General features: G+C 54.0%; 12 protein-coding genes. 5 read left to right on the top strand and 7 right to left on the bottom strand.

The window, feature by feature from the left end; all coding sequences use genetic code 11:
- Positions 1 to 23 precede the first annotated feature (23 nt).
- The 3 genes from FGS76_RS17260 to FGS76_RS17250 form a co-directional block, all read right to left on the bottom strand.
- Complete coding sequence (locus FGS76_RS17260; protein WP_138773885.1) at positions 24 to 458, bottom strand: hypothetical protein; 435 nt, start codon at positions 456 to 458, stop codon at positions 24 to 26.
- A 149-nt stretch (positions 459 to 607) separates the two neighbouring features.
- Positions 608 to 1,261 (bottom strand): DUF1294 domain-containing protein, encoded by a 654-nt coding sequence (locus tag FGS76_RS17255; RefSeq protein WP_138773884.1) that lies wholly within the window; start codon positions 1,259 to 1,261, stop codon positions 608 to 610.
- An 81-nt stretch (positions 1,262 to 1,342) separates the two neighbouring features.
- Positions 1,343 to 1,954 (bottom strand): BRCT domain-containing protein, encoded by a 612-nt coding sequence (locus tag FGS76_RS17250; protein WP_138773883.1) that lies wholly within the window; start codon positions 1,952 to 1,954, stop codon positions 1,343 to 1,345.
- A gap of 406 nt (positions 1,955 to 2,360) precedes the next feature.
- Between FGS76_RS17250 and FGS76_RS17245 the strand changes: the two genes are divergently transcribed.
- The 5 genes from FGS76_RS17245 (at position 2,361) to FGS76_RS17225 (ending at position 7,988) form a co-directional block, all read left to right on the top strand.
- A complete protein-coding gene (locus FGS76_RS17245; protein ID WP_138773882.1) occupies positions 2,361 to 2,927 on the top strand; it encodes a sigma-70 family RNA polymerase sigma factor in 567 nt (188 codons plus the stop codon).
- Positions 2,915 to 3,832, top strand: a complete 918-nt coding sequence (locus tag FGS76_RS17240) for a FecR family protein (protein WP_138773881.1) — start codon at positions 2,915 to 2,917, stop codon at positions 3,830 to 3,832. Before FGS76_RS17245 ends, FGS76_RS17240 begins: the two co-directional genes overlap by 13 nt.
- A gap of 251 nt (positions 3,833 to 4,083) precedes the next feature.
- Entirely contained in the window at positions 4,084 to 6,390 is a 2,307-nt protein-coding gene (locus FGS76_RS17235; protein WP_138773880.1) for a TonB-dependent siderophore receptor, read from the top strand.
- A 13-nt stretch (positions 6,391 to 6,403) separates the two neighbouring features.
- Positions 6,404 to 7,612, top strand: a complete 1,209-nt coding sequence (locus FGS76_RS17230) for a PepSY-associated TM helix domain-containing protein (RefSeq protein WP_138773879.1) — start codon at positions 6,404 to 6,406, stop codon at positions 7,610 to 7,612.
- A gap of 175 nt (positions 7,613 to 7,787) precedes the next feature.
- Complete coding sequence (locus tag FGS76_RS17225; protein WP_138773878.1) at positions 7,788 to 7,988, top strand: SymE family type I addiction module toxin; 201 nt, start codon at positions 7,788 to 7,790, stop codon at positions 7,986 to 7,988.
- A gap of 318 nt (positions 7,989 to 8,306) precedes the next feature.
- Here the strand turns inward: FGS76_RS17225 and FGS76_RS17220 are convergent, their stop codons facing one another.
- The 4 genes from FGS76_RS17220 to FGS76_RS17205 form a co-directional block, all read right to left on the bottom strand.
- The gene (locus FGS76_RS17220; RefSeq protein WP_138773877.1) at positions 8,307 to 10,421 is read right to left on the bottom strand and encodes a UvrD-helicase domain-containing protein; all 2,115 of its coding nucleotides are present in this window, start codon (positions 10,419 to 10,421) and stop codon (positions 8,307 to 8,309) included.
- Position 10,422: 1 nt separating this feature from the next.
- The gene (locus FGS76_RS17215; protein WP_138773876.1) at positions 10,423 to 12,522 is read right to left on the bottom strand and encodes an AAA family ATPase; all 2,100 of its coding nucleotides are present in this window, start codon (positions 12,520 to 12,522) and stop codon (positions 10,423 to 10,425) included.
- Positions 12,523 to 12,857: 335 nt separating this feature from the next.
- Positions 12,858 to 13,772 carry a TIR domain-containing protein gene (locus FGS76_RS17210; RefSeq protein WP_138773875.1) on the bottom strand — a complete coding sequence of 305 codons (915 nt, stop codon included), beginning with the start codon at positions 13,770 to 13,772 and terminating at the stop codon, positions 12,858 to 12,860.
- A 110-nt stretch (positions 13,773 to 13,882) separates the two neighbouring features.
- Complete coding sequence (locus FGS76_RS17205) at positions 13,883 to 14,854, bottom strand: hypothetical protein (RefSeq protein ID WP_138773874.1); 972 nt, start codon at positions 14,852 to 14,854, stop codon at positions 13,883 to 13,885.
- Between the last annotated feature and the right edge of the window lie 143 nt (positions 14,855 to 14,997).

Genomic DNA, 14,997 nt, shown 5'->3' with positions numbered 1-14,997 from the left:
CGTCGGCCCGCCGCGCCACCGGCCTAGGCGGCGGCGAAGCCCGCCAGCAGCACCAGAAAACCGCCGATCTCGGCGATCACCAGGGCCCACATAAAGGTCTTCATCACCGACGGCGGCAAGGACCAGCGACCAAAGGCGTGGGGCTTTTGCAGCTGGTTGCGCGTGTCCTTGAGCATCCCATGCAGAATATAGCTGCCCACCGCCAACGCGAAGAACAGCACCGACGCCAGCACCGCCAGCACATTCACCCACTCCGGCCATACACTGAGCGTGGCGAAACGTTCCAACACCAGGCAAGCGAAGGCGTACATCAGGCTGGCCCGGTGGGCAGTATCTACATAGTAATGCGCCCGGGCACGCTCGCTGCCTTCAATCTGAGCGTACTTCCAAACCCCGGTCAGCAAACCAGTCAGGAAAAACAGCCCACAACTCCACAACGCCAACATGCTCGCACTCATGGCATACCCCCTCGCTGTAAAAGCTCGGACTATGCCAGCAAAATCCAAAGGGCTGCATGGCCGCCTCGCCCGCTATCAACCGCGCGGCAGGAACGGAGCCGCGCGTCTACGCCAGGGCTTTGCGTGTTAAGGCAGCACATTAAAAGCCTCTAAGGCAAAATACCCCAAGCCCCAAAGTCCACCCGACTAACGCCAAGAAGGCCCCGCAACTCCTGCCCGGACTGGGCGTACAGCATCCAGCCCAGAGCCGCCAGGTTGGCGATGATCGCCAAGATGAAAACGACCCGGAATGACACCTTCCGCGTCTTGTGCCGAAACAATCTCTGAGCCAGCAATGCACCGGGCCAGCCGCCGAAGAGCTCAAGCAAATGAAGGTGTGCCTCGGCCGTACGCCAGGCACCTCGCCGCGCTGCCCGTTTATCCAGACCGTACAAAGCAAAGGTCACCAGGCTCACCAGACCGTACACACTGGCCACACGCTGCCACTCAAGCGGCGGCAGAATCACCAATAATCCAGCGAAAAAAGCCGCGACCACCAGCAATACCGGAGCCAGCCCGCGGCCTTTCCTGGGCCGGCGCGTCCTGCGGCGACTGGCCATATAGTCCACATCAACCGCCCGGAAGCGCTGAGCCTTTTCATCCAGTACCAGCCGATAGGTAACGGAACGATTCACCACCGGCCGCTCTTCCCCCCTGCGAAACGCTGAGATGTGCACGAATACCGGCTCTTCATCCCCGGAGGGCGCGATGAAGCCAAAACCTCGTTCGTCATTCCACTTAGTCAGGATTCCTTTGTGCCTCACGCTATTTCTGCTCCTTTTCCCACCAAACCCCAAACCCCAAGCCCCGCCCGTTCCCCCCACGCCCACTCTGAACAGCGCGATTCAGTCCAGCTTTCCGGCAATAGCCCAGTGCCCCTCACTGACAATTCTGAGCGGCAAACCACTGTCTCTGTACTGCGCTGCTTTTTCGATTTTTCGTCCGAAGCTCTCATGGGCCCAGCTGTCGGTCACGTAGCTCCCGAGAACGAGGTAATCCAGATCTTTCGTAACACTGCTCGCGATAACGCCTCCCAACCCCTCCGTGGCACCGTGACATTGCCGCCTTGTGCCGTACGCACAAGTTCCGGTAAACAGGAATTTTTTGCCGTCGAAGGTCATCGTCGGGGCCGGATCGTCCAGGGGAAGCGAGGAGGTTTTGGCAAGCTCTCCAATCTCGGACGGCTCCCCCGCGATGCGCCGCAAGATGCCGATGAGCTCCATGGACTCTTCTTCATCCAGGACACCATCTTCCAACATGGTGGCCACCTTCTGAAGCAAGTTTTTTATGATGGGGCTTTCACTGACATCTCTGTTCTGTACAAGCCAGCTCATCAGAAATTCAGCTTCCGCCTGATTCACTTCGCCGTCAGCACTCATCCCCTTGGCCAGACCGATTAAAGTGTCGACCTGACGATCTTGCAGGGCTTTCCGATTGAATCTGGTGAAGATATCCATAAATTCCCTTTTGTTTTTATTACCCCGCCGAAATTAAACACCACATTGCCTTGGTCGGCACGTTTACCAACGCCATCAAATCATCGTCACATTGGAGACGCCCGAACTCTGGCCCTCGGGTCGGACCGTGGTTACTCATTGATTTTTAAGCCGTCTCTCTGTTCTTGAGGCCTGTACGAGCGTTAACCGGCATTTAATGGCCTTGCAGACCAGCTCTACGCCGTACCCGCGCTTTGAAGGTACTGATTGCCCCATGAAAATATCCGTTTAAGCCGCCAAAAACCGAGCCAAAGAGCACAAAGAAGCTTTGAATCAAGCAGTTACCGTGGTCCGACCCGCAACGCCTTGCACCCTCCACCCCTTTAATTGATAATCACTCTCACCTATAAGCGTAACCCGCAACCCTATGTCCGGCGCCGCCACCGACAGCCAGCCCCCGCTGCCCGGTTCCCAACGGGAACTGGGCGAGCTGTATGCGGCGCACAACGGCTGGCTGACGCATTGGCTGCAGGGGCGGCTGCGCTGCCCCCACGACGCGGCGGATCTGAGCCAGGACACCTTCCTGCGTCTGATTCTGGGCGAGCAGTCCCTGGAGGCGCTGCGCGATCCGCGTGCCTATCTGATGGTCATCGCCAGCCGGCTGATGATCAATCGCCACCACCGCCGGCAGGTGGAAGAGGAAGCGCTGCGCCAGGTAGCGATTCTGGTGGAGACCCGGGACGAGCGGGGCCCGGCGGAGATCGCCGCCGCCCACGATCTGCTGGTGACGGTGCTCAGGCTGCTGGTGGACGAGCTGCCAGAGAAGCCCCGCCGCGCCTTTCTGATGGCGCGGCTGGAAGGCCTGACCTACCGGCAGATCGCCGGCCGGCTGTCGGTGTCCGAAAGCAGCGTTAAACAGTACCTGGCCAAGGCCTTCGCCCACTGCCACGCGCGCCTCTACGACAGCCTGGCGGAGGCGCCGTGTCCGAGCTGAACCGCATCCGCCAGCAGGCCGCCGAATGGGTGGTCGCCCTGCAAACCGCTGGCGCCGACGAGCAAGACCGCCTGCGGGCGGAGTGCGACACCTGGCAGGCCAAGGACCCGCGCCGCCGCCAGGTGCTCGAGCAAATCCAGCGTATGTGGCAGGCCACCGAACCGGCTCAGGCCCGGCGCCGTCAACGGCGCCGCCGGCTCACCGGCCTGGGCGCCGCGCTGTTGCTGGTGCTGGCCGGCGCGCAATTGCCCTGGGCCTACTGGGGCGCCGACTACCGCACCGCCGCCGGCGAGATCCGCACCCTCACCCTGCCCGATGGCAGCCAGGTGGTGCTCAACAGCGGCAGCGCCATCGACCTGGACTACAGCGACAGCCGCCGCACCGTGAAACTGGTACGCGGCGAGCTGCTGGCCACCGTGGCCAAGGCCCCGGACCGGCCCTTCCAGGTCACCACCCGGGACCTCACCGCCACCGCCCTGGGCACCCGCTACAGCGTGCGCCAGGAAGACGGCTTTACCCGGGTGGCGGTGCAGGAATCCACCGTGGCGGTAACACCGCGCCACGGCGGCGACGCCCTCAATCTCACCGCCGGCCAGCAGGCGGACCTGAACCGCCAAGGCGTCATCGCCCGCGCCGATACTCCACGGCAACGCCCGGACTGGGCCGACGGCCGCCTGGCCTTCAGCAAAGCGCCGCTCACCGAAGTGGTCGAACGCCTGGCCCGCCACCGCCCCGGCCTGCTGACCCTGGACCACGCCCTCACCGCCCCGGACGCGCCCCGCTTCACCGGCGTGCTCCCCGCCAACGACAGCGACGCCGCCCTGGCCCTGCTCGCCGACACCCTCAACCTGGAAGTGCGCTACCTTACGCCCTGGTACGTCACCGTCCGATCCCGCTCACAATAACCGCCACGACGGAAACGCGCCCAAACCGCCGGAAAAACATTGTAGGAGCGACTTCAGTCGCGATAGGTGTTCTCAACAGACTCCTTTATCGCGACTGAAGTCGCTCCTACAACAGCCAGCCTCCCGGCGTCTCACCAAACCACCAAGAACAAAAAAATTTGCCGCCACCACTGCCCGATTGGCTCCCCTGCTTTGTCTTCATAGGTAAGACACGCGACAACAACACCGCGAACCCACGCTGGAGCCAAAGGATGAACACCGGAACCACCGCGCCGAAGGCGCTCTTGCTGCTCGGCTTGCTGACCCCGCTGCTGCCCTCTCTACTGTTAATCCAACCCGCCCAGGCCCAAACCCAGGCACCGCAAACCATCAACCTGCCCGCCCAGCCCCTGGACCAGGCGGTGATCGACCTGGCCCGGCAGACCGGGCTCGCCATCGGCGGTGATGCCTCGCTGCTGGACGGCAAGCAGGCACCGGCGCTGAGCGGCGATTACACCCCGGAGCAGGCCCTGCGCGCCCTGCTGGCCGGCAGCGGCGTCACCGCCGTTCGGGTGGACAGCGGCTACCGATTGGAAGCGACGCCGGAAGCGGGCAGCAACACCCTGGACGCGGTATCCGTCTACGGCCGCCAGAAAAACGACACCCTGGAAGCCATCCCACAAAGCGTCAGCGTCTATAACCGGGAGAACTTCGAGCTGGCCCAGGCCGACACCGTCGGCGACATCGTCCGCCTCACCCCCAGCGCCGTCCGCTCGGGCTCCGGCCGCGACATGTTCGCCGACGACTTCCTGATCCGCGGTTTCAACGCGGAGCAATCCGTCAACGGCCTGGGCTTCCGCCAAACCGACCACCCCACCGACCTCGCCAACGTGGAGCGTCTGGAAATTCTCAAGGGGCCGGCCTCGGTGCTGTACGGCCAGATGGAACCCGGCGGCACCATCAACGTGGTCACCAAGCAGCCGCTGGATTACTACCGGGCGGAAGTGGGCGCCGAATACGGCCGCTACGACTACCACCGCGCCACCCTGGATGTGACCGGCCCGCTCAACGACCGGGTGCGCGCCCGCCTGAACCTGGCCCACCAGGACAGCAACGCCTCCATGGACTACTGGGGCTACGAGCGCCTGTTCGTGGCCCCCAACGTCACCATGGACCTCACCGACACCACCAACCTCACCGTGGAAGGCAGCTACTCGCGCAACGAATGGACCGCCCTGCCCGGCGGCGCGCCGGCGGAAGGCGCCTTCGAGCCCAACCCCAACGGCGACTACAGCGACGACTTCAACGTGGCCTGGAAAGACGCCACCACCGAACGGGACTCCGTCTACCTGAACGCCCGCCTCACCCAGGCGCTCACCGACACCATCGACGCCCGGCTGAGCTACGCCTACACCCGCAACAGCGCGGAGTGGAAGGAATACGGCCCGCTCGGCCTGGCTGCGGATTTCCGCACCCTCAACCGTCTGGTCTTCGCCAGCGACGACGCCAAACAAACCGACCACGAAGTGATCCTCGACCTGAGCGGCGAGGCGAACCTGGCCGGCCAGACCCACCGCTTTATCGCCGGCGTGAACTTCCGGGAATCCGACAGCACCCGGCCCACCCAGTTTTATCGGGTGGCCCCTATCGACCTGTATAACCCGGTGTACGGCCCCATAGACCTGAGCACCAAGGCACGCGACCGTGGCTTCATCCAGAGCGACCGCATCCTCGCCGGCTTCGTCCAGGACCGCATTTCCTTCACCGACAAATGGACCCTGCTCGCCGGCCTGCGCTACACCGACGCGGAGCAATCCCAGAAAACCACCGACTTCATGGCCGGCGACGCCATCACCCGCGCCAAACTCAGTGAAACCGCCTGGACCACCCAGCTCGGCCTGGTCTATGACCTCACCGATAGCACCTCGCTCTACGCCAGCCGCAACGAAGCCTTCGTGCCCCAACAGGGCACCACCTCCGGCCGCCAACCCCTGGACGCGGAAGAAAGCGTGCAATACGAAGCGGGCGTGCGCATTACCGCCGGCCGCCTCAACATCAACGCCGCCGGTTTCGTCATCGACAAGGACAACATGCCCATCAGCGACCCGCTCAACGCCGGCTTCCTGGTGGCCCAAGGCCGCGCCCGCTCCCAAGGCGCCGAGCTCACCGTGGACGGCTACGCCACCAGCAACCTCTACCTCCGCGCCGGCTACGGCTACACCGACACCGAAGTACTGCGCACCGACGACCCTGCCCTGGAAGGCAAGCGCTTCGTCAACGTGCCCCTGCACACCGCCGCCCTGCAAAGCCGCTACTACCTCAACGCCGTCACCGGCCTGAGCCTGGGCGGCACCGTCGCCTACGTGGACGAACGCCCCGCCAACGCCGACAACACCGTCACCCTGCCCGCCTACACCCGGGTGGACCTGGGCGCCTACTACGCGGTCACCGACGCCCTGCAACTGGACCTGCTGTTCAACAACGTCACCGACGAGGAGATCTTCTCCCCCGGCTCGTTCGACGGCGTGATCCGCGAAGAAGGCCGCACCTACCTGGCGCGCGTGAAGTACCTGTTTTAATGGGGCGCGCTGAATGAGGATGCGCCAACGGCTGGTGGTCCTGCACCGCTACGTGGGGCTGGTGATGGCGGGCTTCCTGATCATCGCCGGCCTCACCGGCGCCCTGCTGGTGTGGTATTACGAGCTGGACGCCCTGATCAACCCGCACTGGCTGCAGGTGGAGCCCCCGACCGCGCACAGCGAACCGCTCTCGCCCTTCGCCCTGCGCGACCAGGTGGACGCCGCCTACCCGGACGCCAACGTGCACTGGATGATGCTCACGCCCCCGGACGCCCACAGCCCGGTGCGCTTCTTCCTCAGCCCAAAAGCAAACGCACCCGCGCTCCCCATCGACGAAGTGTTCGTGAACCCCTACACCGGCCAGATCCTCGGCGGCCGCCTGTGGGGCGACCTGAGCCAGGGCGTCAGCAACCTGATGCCCTTCGTCTATCGCCTGCACCACTCCCTGGCCCTGGGCACCCTCGGCACCTGGATCTTCGGCCTCATCGCCCTGCTCTGGACCCTGGACTGCTTCGTCGGCGCCTGGCTCACCTTCCCCCCACCGCGCCGCCGCGACGACCGGCAACGCCCCCGCCGATTCTGGAAACGCTGGGCCAAAGCCTGGCAAATCCGCTGGCGCGCCGGCGGCCACAAACGCACCTTCGACCTGCACCGCGCCGGCGGCCTCTGGCCCTGGGCCCTGCTGCTCGTCTTCGCCTGGAGCGGCGCCGCCCTCACCCTCTACGACGAAATCTACCGCCCCACCACCGGCCTGTTCCTCAGCTTCCAGGCCGACCCGCTCGACGCCGTGCCCACCCGGGCCAACCCCAACCCACAACCGCAAATCGGCTGGGAACCCGGCTACCAAGCCGCCCGCCAAAACCTGGAAGACCTGGCCCAAAACCGCGACCTGACCATCCACGCCCTGGAACGCTTCGCCTACACCCCGCACAAGAACGCCCTCAAACTGATGGCACGCACCAGCAGCGACGTGAACGAACGGTTCGGGGAGACCTGGGTGTACGTGGACGCCACGGACGCGGCCCTGCTGGGCTACTACCTGCCCACCGGGGAAGCAGCGGGGAATACAATCACCACCTGGCTGACCAGCCTGCATATTGCGGCGGTGGGTGGGGTGGGTTATCGGGTGGTTGCGACAGTGTTGGGGATGGTGGTGATCGTGTTGAGTGTGACGGGGGTGATGGTTTGGTGGCGGAAGAGACGAAGCCGAAACGGCAAATAAGCAACCGCAACCCGAACCAACCGCGGTGTTTTTGTGCCTGAAAACCGGCCTGTAAGGGTCGGGAGGTCTGGGGAATAAAACACCTTCGGGAAATACCTAGAGCAGTTCTTGTGGCTGTTTCGAACCTCCTGACCACCATTGCTTTTAATTCGAAATAAGCACAAGGAGCAACATCATGAAACAGCGCAAGCTGAAAATCCGCAAAGGTCACTGGGACTACACATTGAAAAACCAACCTAGCAGCGGCAACCGCATCATTCCATTTCTTCTTCTCAAAGGTACCTGGCTGGAGCAGGCCGGGTTCAACATCGATACGCCTGTGTCGGTATCCGTCGAAGATGGTCGGCTGTCGATTATCCGGGATAATAGTAGATGAGAACCGTGCCCCGGCCATTGGCCGGGCCTCCTATGCTTTGACAAACACGGGGTAGAGATAACGCTGCAAATCGCCGGCGGCAAAAAGCAAAGCGAGGAACGAGCGGAGCTTTTTGGCGTCCGAGTGCATTTTTCTTGTTATGTGTTTTATTGTTTTTCATTTCATTTTTCTATAGCTGCTTACAGCATATAGCATTATTGCTGGAACGGTAGTTATCCTGTGGAAAATTGCGCTGAAGTTCCAGATGCTATCATCACGGCAATGCGCCACCTAAATTAGTATTTACCAAAATAACCCGACACTAAAGATTTACTTGTTTTAGCAGTCGGGATAGCAATGAATTTCGTGAAAGATTGATTTAATTCCTTTATCGAATTTTGTTATATCATCGAGATAAAGCACTCGAAGATTACGAATTGCTCGCGAGCACGACACATATAGGAGGTTTTTGGTGTTCATGAACTCTGCGCGGCCCTTGTCTTCTTCTGGGACAGTATCATTTCCAACATGCATGAAGAACGAGGAAAATTTATCCCTATTTCTTCCGAAATCATTTTCCATTATGACAATGACGTTTTCATATTCCAACCCTTTCACTCCATGATAAGTGTGAAACTCGATTTCTGAGTCTTGCTGATCAGCAATAAATCTATACCAGCGTCCGAACTCTTCAAGCGTGATGGACAACAGGTCTGAAACATGTTTGTTTACTGATTCGAGAACCGATTCATCCTCTGTATCAATATTGGGAAAGAGTTCATCAAAAACATGCTTATAAAAATTATCATAAGATTTAAAAGAACCGTTGAACATATGGTCAACTTTCTGGGAAAAAATGGAACTCTGGGAACCGTCGTACTCGTTGAAAATTGACTCGACGAAGCCACCGATCGATTCGCCTGCCAGTTCCTGGCATTTCTTTATACAGGTCGACAGTTCATCGAAACTGGCATTTTCTAGAATGGTACGGTCTATAATTGACTCAAGAGGGGTTCTTGGGTTGGAGATCTTACTCTGGAAATTCATAATTTCAAAAAAAAGACGAGGAATCGTTCCAAGCTTTGTTAAATCGGTACTTAGAACTTCGGTATTCGTCCGATCCCAGAATCTTTTGTAGTATTTCGTTCCAGTGAAACCGGAATGGACATTCTCAAATTTTGAAAGCGTAGCGACTAGTTTATTGGTTAGCACAAGGCAATGAAGTTTGTTTTCCTGGGAAATGTTCCACAAATTTACATATCTATTCGCAAAGTTTAGGACTGCCTCTGAGTTATCAATTTGGGCGCGACCATCCTTCTTGTACGCGTAGAATTCCACAGAACCACCAGTGCAATCAGAATAGATGGACTTTTGGTCAGTGTTGTCATCACGAATCTTGTTGATTGTGTCAATCACTTCTTGATGCGACCGTCGATTAAGAAATTTGTTTACCGAAACTAGTCCTGCATGAATTGTGGGTAGGTTGTGGCCGATACCATCATCATAGATGCTTTGCATCTCGTCTCCGAAGTACCCGACAAGGAAGTTGTGTCCGAATTTACTGCTGTATGCCGACAATTGCCGCATGATGGTAACAACAGCAGTGTTTGTATCTTGAAACTCGTCAATTAGGATATAGGGAAAGCTGTCAATGATGATTTTTTTGAGAATATCGTACTGAGAGACTAGCTCTTGTCCGTATTCTAGCAAGGTATCATGGCTGATTATCATCCGATGTAGGATGTCCCTGTTAAATCTGGATTCGTACCTAACCTCTGTGTAGCCATCCAAATCGGAATCAATTTTCTCGATGCAGGCCTTGTATTTTTTTAGTCGCAAGATGGTGTCGACAATTTTTTTGAAATTTCCCACGTTTTTCAAAATATCTGGGAACTGTTCTCCTACATCGGTCAACCCGTCTCTGAGCTTATTGGCTGGGGAGTCGTACAACCGGTAGTAAATGTCTAATTTGTCGGAGATTATGTCCTCAAATTCAGCTCTTCGCTCCTGGGACAGCGCACGGTACACACGGAATTTCGGCTCAACTTTGGGATCAGCGTTGGTAGAGATATCGTGTTCCATTTCGGCAATTTTCTTTGCCAAGTTGCCTTTATGGATTGCAACCAAAGGTTTCTGGTGGTTTTTTATCAGCTCCCATAGCCGCTCATGGATAGTGGAAACAAAAATAAGCTGAGAGTCTCCAAGTCTCTCTTTAATTTCAGCAGTTGCCGCATTGGTATAGGTGATGCAGATAACTTTTTGATTGTGTTCTGAAAGTCTGCGCCCATGGTGCTTGACGATGTGTTTCAAGCTTTCGACCAGTGCGTAGGTTTTACCAGCACCCGCACCAGCGCTGAACACTATGTCGTCCCAGCGATCTATGTGTTGATAGATGGTATTCTGTATTTCTTTTTCCTGAGCTTGGTACTCAGGCTTGAGTGTCGTTAAACTCATCTTACGACCTGCCCTTCACTGCCTTTGGAATTCGAGGCTTGAGCCAATCAAGTCCCGCATTTATATATGAAGGTAGAACGGGGCAATGCGCGGGGTCCTCTGTCGTGATCAGCTTGAACAGCAATTCATTTGCAAAATCACTTTTGCTATCCGATAGCTTCTTTTGAAGTTTGTAGGAATGGTTTTTGATTTGTTCGTAATTTTCATTCGAACCAGAATCGGAAATTTCCTTATAGATTCTAGGTTTCAGGTTTTTGAGGATGTCATTTATAATGACATTCTGATAATTGGTTAGAATGAATGCCTCTTCGAAACTGGTGGCAAAATAGGATTCTGTGGAGTCGAGCTGAAATACGCCGTACAGGTTTTCACTTTCGTAATAGGAATTGAGCTGACTGATGTCGTCATTGTCGCGATTGAAGAGCTTGATCGTGCTATTTGTAGTTGTTCTGCCGTTAAGGTCTGAAACTTGTGTGAAGTTTTCCTTCTCTTCATCGCTTCGTTTAATATCAGTGTCGGTGACTACTAGAGTTGGGACATTCAACAGTTTCACAAGAGGGTAGTAGACTTGGCCATGGGCGCCATTGATGTTAAAAATTGAAATGTAGAATTTCTTCAGTGCGTCATCTCGTTCAATGTAGTAGGGGAGAATAGTTTCTTCTGTAACTCCTTCTACAAAAATGACAGCGTCTGAGAAAAATAGCTCAGATACTTTGTACTTTATATGCTTTTTGAGGAATGTGAGATTCTCAAGTTTCCACTGTTTGAATTCTTCTTCGGTGCCGTGTTTAGTGGCGTCAAATACCTCATTCCCTGCAACAGCAGTATCATTGAGTTTGACGACGCATGACTGACCGTCTACCGTGGAAATGTAGTTGATGTTATCAAATGAGTTACTGCTGTGGATCTTGCTGTTTAGTATGTGAGACGAGTGAGTCGTGATAACAATCTGGCTATTGATTTTTTTCTTCGCTGATTCGAGCAAGAGAGCCACAGCGTCGTCGATATATTTTATGAATAACTCCTGCATCTGGGGATGCATATGGGTTTCCGGTTCCTCGATGGAGATAAGGTTGATTTTACTTTGGCAATCTTCCTCTGGGAACTGTTCAACATAGCCAATTATTTCTCCTATTATGTGCATCAAATTGCTGTATCCAAGCCCAAATTGGCTCTCAGGGATACTCAGCTCACCTTCGCTATATTCGTACTTGATAAGGCTGTTCAGAAGTTTTTCGAAATTTAGGTCGGCTAATAAGGATACGCTGAAAGCCTTGTCGGACTCTATCTCGTGGAGTACATTGTTCACCGTATCTTGATGTTCTGAGCTGATTTTTTCGGTAATGTCGCTATTGATGCTGTCCAGGCTGTTTTCAACCGATGTAAAATCCGATCCCGTAGCGTTTTTGTGGCGAAATTTGATAATTTTGTTGAATGTAGCGGCAAGTCCGTTGTTGGCGGTCGCCTTTTGGGCAGAAATTGTTTTAAGTTTTATTAAATCAGATAGCTTGAAACGACCTTTAATTTTGGTGCCATCCAATCCGAAATAGTTTTCTGAAAACTGCGTTTTGTCGACGAACTCAATAAACTTTCGAAAAAGCAGCGCCTCATTGTTGGAGTATCTATCGATTAGCTCCTTTAGACCATCCCTGAATTGGGTTCCTTCTTTAATCTCGTATTTTACCTTGATGGAAACATCAATTTCGTTCGCACTCGGATCAACATCCCCTATGCTGATAAACGGTGATAAATTGCTGAGAAGGTCGTTTCGTGTTTTATCCACCCCTACAACAATATTGAAACCCAAAAAAGGCAGAGTGTCAGTGATACCTTTCTTGTGCTCTTTGAGCAATATTCCGAGGTAATTGAAATTGAAATCTCTGCCGGAAATAGTGCTAGCTTCATTTATTAGTTTATTTAGTGCTGTTGCCACCGTTGTCTTACCCGCGTTGTTTCTTCCAACAATCAGCGTTGTCGAGGCTGCCACTGAGTTAATTGGTTCTTTTCTAGAAGAGTCCGCGCTCGATGCGACAAATTCGACTATATTATTCTCTCTAGAAAATTTCCTAAAATTGATAATTTGAAGACTTTTTAAGTGCATAGAGTTCCTCTCATAATGCCACAATTAGTTCCGTGTAAATAACCACTGCGTATCTGAGGTAGCTTACAAAAAACGTTAAATCTCGAAGCAATTGTGTTCTGATTTGAATGGCGCTTACTTAATCTCAAGCTATTAGATATAATATCTCCAATCTTGCTCGCATCCAATAACAATTCATAGTAAAGAGGGTCAGGCCATACGTCTTGGGCCTTAAAATCTTGGTTCGAGTCGATGAAAATCGTTGTTGTTTTACACATAACGCCCGCCATCACCGGTGGTAAAACCTCAGCGAAGCGGGGGTTTACCACCGGTGCATAGCTTGGTTAGATTTTCACTCAAACCTGATATCCAGCTGCTCTGAGATCTTTTGCGAGTTCTTGTTTCCAAGCACCTTGCTCGTCCATCGATATGTAAACCATACCGCTAATATCATTTGGAGTTTCGACATCGCCTTTGACCAGAGCGGCAACCCGAGGACGCCCGAGCTTCCCAATTAGAAAGCCATGCTCAAAAACAACATTTTGCCTCGCCCGATATCGACCGTTGGGCTGGCCAGCCTTCGCTCCAATATCACAAGGGGTGTACAAAACGATTCCAAAACCAACATTTGAGTAGTACTCAATTTTCTCAATTATTGTCCGGCTTGAGCTGGCCTGCATGTGCAGTATGATCGGCTCCAATCCAAGCCCAGCAACGAAATCCTTCATCTCCAGTTTAGTAATTTCATCGTGGCCATGGACAATAAAAACCTGAGAAGCATTGAATTCACCCGGAGCCGTAGGAATTATAGGCGGCTGAGCGGCGGCTCTATCCTTCAAAGCTTGGGAAGCTTCGACCTGCTGAGGCGTGAAATATCCCTTTCGGACCAAAATGTCGAATAGTGGCTCATCTTTGATAGCCCAATGCGTTCGCGATAATTCCCATCGGCCAAGATCGAAATCAATACGCAGAGCTTCAATTGAGCCAATAGGTAGACTGGGCAAAATTGTGTCTAACTCAAAATCAAAAACAACGGTGGATTGTCTCAGGCGTACATTGGTTATGTAGCCGACCCGCGACTCCACTGCCTCGTTTTCAACCACAAATAACGAGGGGAAACTTTTTAGTTCTTCGATAGCTTTATCATCTAAGAATTTATATCGCTCACTAATCTCATCAGCGGTGTACTCGATAGCCACCCGGCTTCTGTCCAGCTCGAAAGGAGAGCTAGTCCAGCTATCTGGATCATGCGAAATCAATAAGTTGAACAAGAATATCTCCTTCCGGCTGACTCACCTGAAAAATCTAACGCCCGCAGCATGCGCGGTTTTGAAATGGAGGCGAAGCCGCAATGGGAAAGCCGTCGCCGTGCCTGCGCTGGTTAGATTTGTTTATTGTCCTTGCTAAATAGGTCTGCTTGGGCTGCACGCAACTTTTGCGCATGTTTGTAGCTCTTTCCTTGTGGAGTCTCAATGGACTGTCTTTCGTCATACTTACGAATTACAGTTGTCACGACATACCCCGTTATCTCGACCTCGCCAACCTCATCTAGCTTTCTAAAGACATTGAGAACGCATTCTAAGAATGTTCCATGCTGAAAAGTAACCTCTTCTCTTAGAACTTGGTGCTGGAAAGCCGCATCCTGCATCGTGAAGCCAATAATCTGCTCTTCATAAATCCCTTTCCACTTGTAACGCCCTTCTCGCAACACTGGGCTGACGACTTCGATCTTGGCATTCTCAATGATTAGCGGCTTAATTGAATGCGAAGTCAGTATGAATTCGTGGAACCGCGCACTTGGGACATTCTTTTCTGGCGCAAATGGTCTAAGGTTTTTATCTAGAGGTAAAATTCCAATTGAATTGACATTTTCACGTCCATTTAGGTTTTTGTAGAAATTAGACCGTCTTACAACTATTTTCGGTTCTTTTTTCAGTACGTGGACGGCGTTGTCTCGAGTAGCATTTTTGGTTCTTGGCTCAATGTCACGCAATTCTTGACGGAGCTTTTCAATTTGAAGCCTTTTCTCCTCAATACTTAATTCGGTTAGCTCTTTGCTGAGCGCTTCTTCTTCTGATTCGTATATCTGTGGTGCAAGAGCCACAAGAATAGCCACTACAGAGAGGACAACACTCAGCTGTCCAGAATTGTCTCCCGCCCATTTCCAAACTTCCTTTAACCCACCTTCTACAAGGGCTTGAGCATCAATCTGGACAGGCACTCCAAGGGTGGTGGCAACCTCATGAAAAATTGCAAGCAACTCTGCCTCACAGCGATTCCGAAGAACGGCATCCATTGAGTGCTCGCTATCCTTCAAATAGTAATGGAGCTCGATCCCCCCAACTGAGGTCATTCCATTCTCCTTGTAAATCTAACAGTTTATTCATCGACGTTTTTCGTATATCCCCCGACGTATATCCGTGCGCCGTTCCGATCAGGCGGCACGGCAAGGCTCCGCGTGTCAACGCCTTACATTTTCAACCGACCTTCCGGTCG

This window comes from Alloalcanivorax gelatiniphagus (assembly GCF_005938655.1).
In the GTDB taxonomy this organism is placed as follows: Bacteria; Pseudomonadota; Gammaproteobacteria; order Pseudomonadales; family Alcanivoracaceae; genus Alloalcanivorax; species Alloalcanivorax gelatiniphagus.
This window is presented reverse-complemented; position numbering and strand designations above follow the sequence as displayed.

What these genes read in the sequence shown, in the direction of transcription:
- FGS76_RS17260 (WP_138773885.1), bottom strand. Translation starts at nt 458, where the DNA reads ATGAGTGCGAGCATGTTGGCGTTGTGGAGTTGTGGGCTGTTTTTCCTG.
- FGS76_RS17250 (WP_138773883.1), bottom strand. Translation starts at nt 1,954, where the DNA reads ATGGATATCTTCACCAGATTCAATCGGAAAGCCCTGCAAGATCGTCAG.
- FGS76_RS17245 (WP_138773882.1), top strand. Translation starts at nt 2,361, where the DNA reads ATGTCCGGCGCCGCCACCGACAGCCAGCCCCCGCTGCCCGGTTCCCAA.
- FGS76_RS17235 (WP_138773880.1), top strand. Translation starts at nt 4,084, where the DNA reads ATGAACACCGGAACCACCGCGCCGAAGGCGCTCTTGCTGCTCGGCTTG.
- FGS76_RS17230 (WP_138773879.1), top strand. Translation starts at nt 6,404, where the DNA reads ATGAGGATGCGCCAACGGCTGGTGGTCCTGCACCGCTACGTGGGGCTG.
- FGS76_RS17225 (WP_138773878.1), top strand. Translation starts at nt 7,788, where the DNA reads ATGAAACAGCGCAAGCTGAAAATCCGCAAAGGTCACTGGGACTACACA.
- FGS76_RS17220 (WP_138773877.1), bottom strand. Translation starts at nt 10,421, where the DNA reads ATGAGTTTAACGACACTCAAGCCTGAGTACCAAGCTCAGGAAAAAGAA.
- FGS76_RS17215 (WP_138773876.1), bottom strand. Translation starts at nt 12,522, where the DNA reads ATGCACTTAAAAAGTCTTCAAATTATCAATTTTAGGAAATTTTCTAGA.
- FGS76_RS17205 (WP_138773874.1), bottom strand. Translation starts at nt 14,854, where the DNA reads ATGACCTCAGTTGGGGGGATCGAGCTCCATTACTATTTGAAGGATAGC.